A 3,310-nucleotide genomic window follows, 5' to 3' on the forward strand; every position below is an offset into this window, starting at 1 on the left:
TACCCCAGATAGTAGCGCCGTCGCCGCCGCCGTCGAACAACAAGGGATTTCGATTTTACCCTTGACACCAACCCCAGGTAATAACCTAGACTTTTCGCCAGAATTTAGCAGTGTTCTGGGCTTCGCTACCGATGGTACTGCTGCGGCAATGGTTAAATACAATAGTGATTATACTAGATCGCTATTTATGGTAAATAATCAAGGTGTCAAACAGAAAATTTTCCAAACCAATGGTTCGATTTGGGATGCTAAATTCTCTCCAGGTAAAGACATTATTTATTGTTTGGCTACCTCGCTCAAAACCCAGGATGAAAATAGTCGAGAAGAACCTTTTTTGACAGCGATCGATGTTAAGACTCAGAAAATCTTACTGATGACCTTATTACCGATTCAACAAGGGATTCAGATGAGTCTGGCTCCCGATGGATTGGCGGTCATGTTCGACCAAATAGAGCGCGGTGACAATACCAATCAGATCGTCCAAGGTAATGGGACTGGCGTGGTGTGGCTCTTACCAATCCCGCCCAATCTCCGCGAAATCGCGACACCATTACCCGCCGATCGATTGCCAATTTCTGGTTGGCATCCGCGCTGGCTATCATGAATTGTCATCCCGATCTCGCGATCGTATATTAATTCAGCAACGCTTTATTTTAGATACTAGAATTACCGATAATTGTTGTGGTGGGCAGTGCCCACCCTACTGGCTCGACACGACTAAAACTGTGGGTAAAGCGATCGCTCAAAATGTTACTCATTGTATTTTTCAGAGTTATGAATGCCCACAGTTTTAGTCGGGTCGTCCCACTACTCAATTCTTAATTCTCATTAATGTACATTCCCAAACTAAGCGGGGTTGCACGTAGGCGAGTAACTGCGATCGAGTCTGTTCGAGTAATTCGATAGCGGGGGGATGGCGGTATTTTTGCCAGTAGATATATTGCAAATAATCAACCAACCATAGTTGCTCGGCTGAGTCGAGATCGCGATCGATCTGCTGTGCCAATTCTAGCCCCTGACGGCGAGTAAGCGGTAACTGGCTCAATCGCTCCAGTAGCTCCGCTGGGAGGGTTTGGAACTGCTCCCAGATGGCGATCGCGGCACCCGGACTACCTTGGGCTAGTCCGAGAATTTCTGGTCGAGCGAGGATTTCGGTTTTGCCGAGACTGGTGAGGACATCGCTCATCGAGACTCGATCGAGACGGTGGAAGGGAATCTGCTGAGTGCGGGATACAATTGTCGGTAGCAGGGCTTCTACACTAGACGCGATCGCAATAATCGTCGCTTTTCCCGGCTCTTCTAGGGTCTTAAGTAGGGCATTGGCGGCTCCTTCTGGCATGGTTTCCGCTTGTTCGATAACTACCACCGCACGCGCACCTAGTAATGGCGGACGTGCCAAAAAGCGCCCGATATCGCGAATTTGTTCGATGCGCAGTTGGGGCGGTGCTTTGCGTTTAATCCCCGCCGCAGTGGCTTCAGCAGAGGAATAGAGCTTGCCTTGATGGCTATAGGTAGGCGCTACCCACAAGACATCGGGGTGATTGCCTTGGCGCAGCTTTTGGCGGATGAGCGTAGACTCACTCGCCAAGACGCCGTGGGTAAAGATTAATTCGATAAAGCAGCGTGCGGCAATACTTTTGCCAATCCCCTCGGCACCATAAAATAGATATGCAGGTGCTAACCGCTGCTGAGAAATCGATCGCGTCAATATTTCGGTGGCTTGGGTTTGTCCGCGTAAAGTGGTGCTAAATTCGTTGGCGTAGCCTCTGAGCATGAGAATCGAGTTTTCACTCATCAGGTCAAATAGGACGATCGTACCATTAATTTAGAATTAGCTAAAATTAGGTCATCAGCTACCACGTAGGGATGTTCTGGCTCCGCATAAAGAAATAATTAAATCAATGCTACTATTTCGATTCTTCATGGGTACACTATGTTGAAGGTAAATAGAACTAGGCTCAGACGTTAAAATCATCACAAATCAATTGACACACCCCACCTGTAAGAGTACATGGATGATTATTTACGCAAGTTACTATGAACGCGACTAAACCAGAAGATCGACGAATATTATTAGTTGATGACGATCTTGTAGTTCGCGCACTGGTGAGTGAGTCGTTAGAGGAAGATGGTTTTGAAGTAATTCTCTCTACAAATGGTCACGATGGAATCGCGGCTTATCAAGAACATCGACCCGATTTAATTCTCGTCGATGCGATGATGCCGATTTTAGATGGGTTTGAATTTTGCGAACAACTCAAAAATTTAGGCGAACGGTTGACCCCAATTTTAATGATTACTTCATTAGATGATAATGATTCGGTCGATCGCGCTTTTGCCTCTGGCGCAACTGATTATATTACTAAGCCGATTAATTTATCAATTTTACGCCAGCGGGTGCGAAATTTAATTCGCCAATCGCAGCTAATTAAAAATCAATTAAGCGAACTCCAGCAAGCAAACCAGAATCTCCAGCTTTTGGCAAATTTAGACAGTTTGACTAAGTTGTCTAATCGGCGCGGTTTTGATGACTATATCAAAAAAGAATGGGATCGAATGCAGCGCATCGAATCACCACTATCGTTGATTATGTGCGACGTTGATTTTTTTAAAAACTATAACGATCGCTACCTGCATTCTAATGGGGATAAATGCTTGATTAAAGTCGCAATGGCAATGCGGAAAACAGTCCGCCGCAGCGGCGATCTCGTCGCCCGTTATGGTGGTGAAGAATTTGCAGTCGTCCTCCCCAATACCGATGCCTTGGGTGCTGTCTCTGTCGCTGAAAATATTCGATCGGCAATTAAGAATTTACAAATCGACCATGAAGCCTCGATGGTCTGTCCTTATGTGACAATTAGTGTCGGTGTATCTACGATTATTCCGACGCGAGAAAATCAGTTTCAAGACTTAATTCATGCTGCCGATCGTGCCTTGTATCAAGCCAAATCTCAAGGACGCGATCGAGTCACAATGTTAGTTGCTTAGATGAGGTGGGGGATGGGAGATGGGAGATGGGAGTTGGGAGTAGGTTGGGTTGAGAGCAACGCGAAACCCAGCCTACAAGATGTCTCTATTCACTATCCACTATCCACTATTCACCAAAACACTATTCACTTTGTTTCAACCTAAAATGCGATTTAAAGCATTCTAAACCATTGCTAATTCGCCAGTGACTTCCAAGCGGGTATGACTCCCGATCGATAAAAATTGGTCGGTGAGAATTTCCGATACCGCAGGGGTAATCCAGCCCATCTGCTGCAATAGATAAATCGCAACAGCATACTTCGCGCGTTTGGCACCATCACTC

Annotated in this window: 3 protein-coding genes and 1 pseudogene; 2 read left to right on the forward strand and 2 right to left on the reverse strand. The window is 46.1% G+C overall.

Annotated elements, in window-relative coordinates:
- A pseudogene (locus tag RMO35_RS01360) lies at positions 1 to 604 on the forward strand (hypothetical protein); the annotation flags it as partial.
- A gap of 207 nt (positions 605 to 811) precedes the next feature.
- On the opposite strand, the gene RMO35_RS01365 reads toward RMO35_RS01360, so the two are convergent.
- On the reverse strand, positions 812 to 1,795 hold the full coding sequence (locus RMO35_RS01365) for a DNA polymerase III subunit delta' (protein ID WP_309738028.1): 984 nt from the start codon (positions 1,793 to 1,795) through the stop codon (positions 812 to 814).
- A 242-nt stretch (positions 1,796 to 2,037) separates the two neighbouring features.
- On the opposite strand from RMO35_RS01365, the gene RMO35_RS01370 reads away from it, so the two are divergent.
- Positions 2,038 to 2,988 (forward strand): PleD family two-component system response regulator, encoded by a 951-nt coding sequence (locus RMO35_RS01370; RefSeq protein ID WP_309738029.1) that lies wholly within the window; start codon positions 2,038 to 2,040, stop codon positions 2,986 to 2,988.
- Between the two features lie 162 nt (positions 2,989 to 3,150).
- Here RMO35_RS01370 and RMO35_RS01375 read toward each other — a convergent pair.
- A partial coding sequence (locus RMO35_RS01375) for an asparaginase (protein WP_396135580.1) occupies positions 3,151 to 3,310 on the reverse strand: 160 nt, incomplete at its 5' end.

Source organism: Chamaesiphon sp. OTE_20_metabat_361, assembly GCF_031364565.1.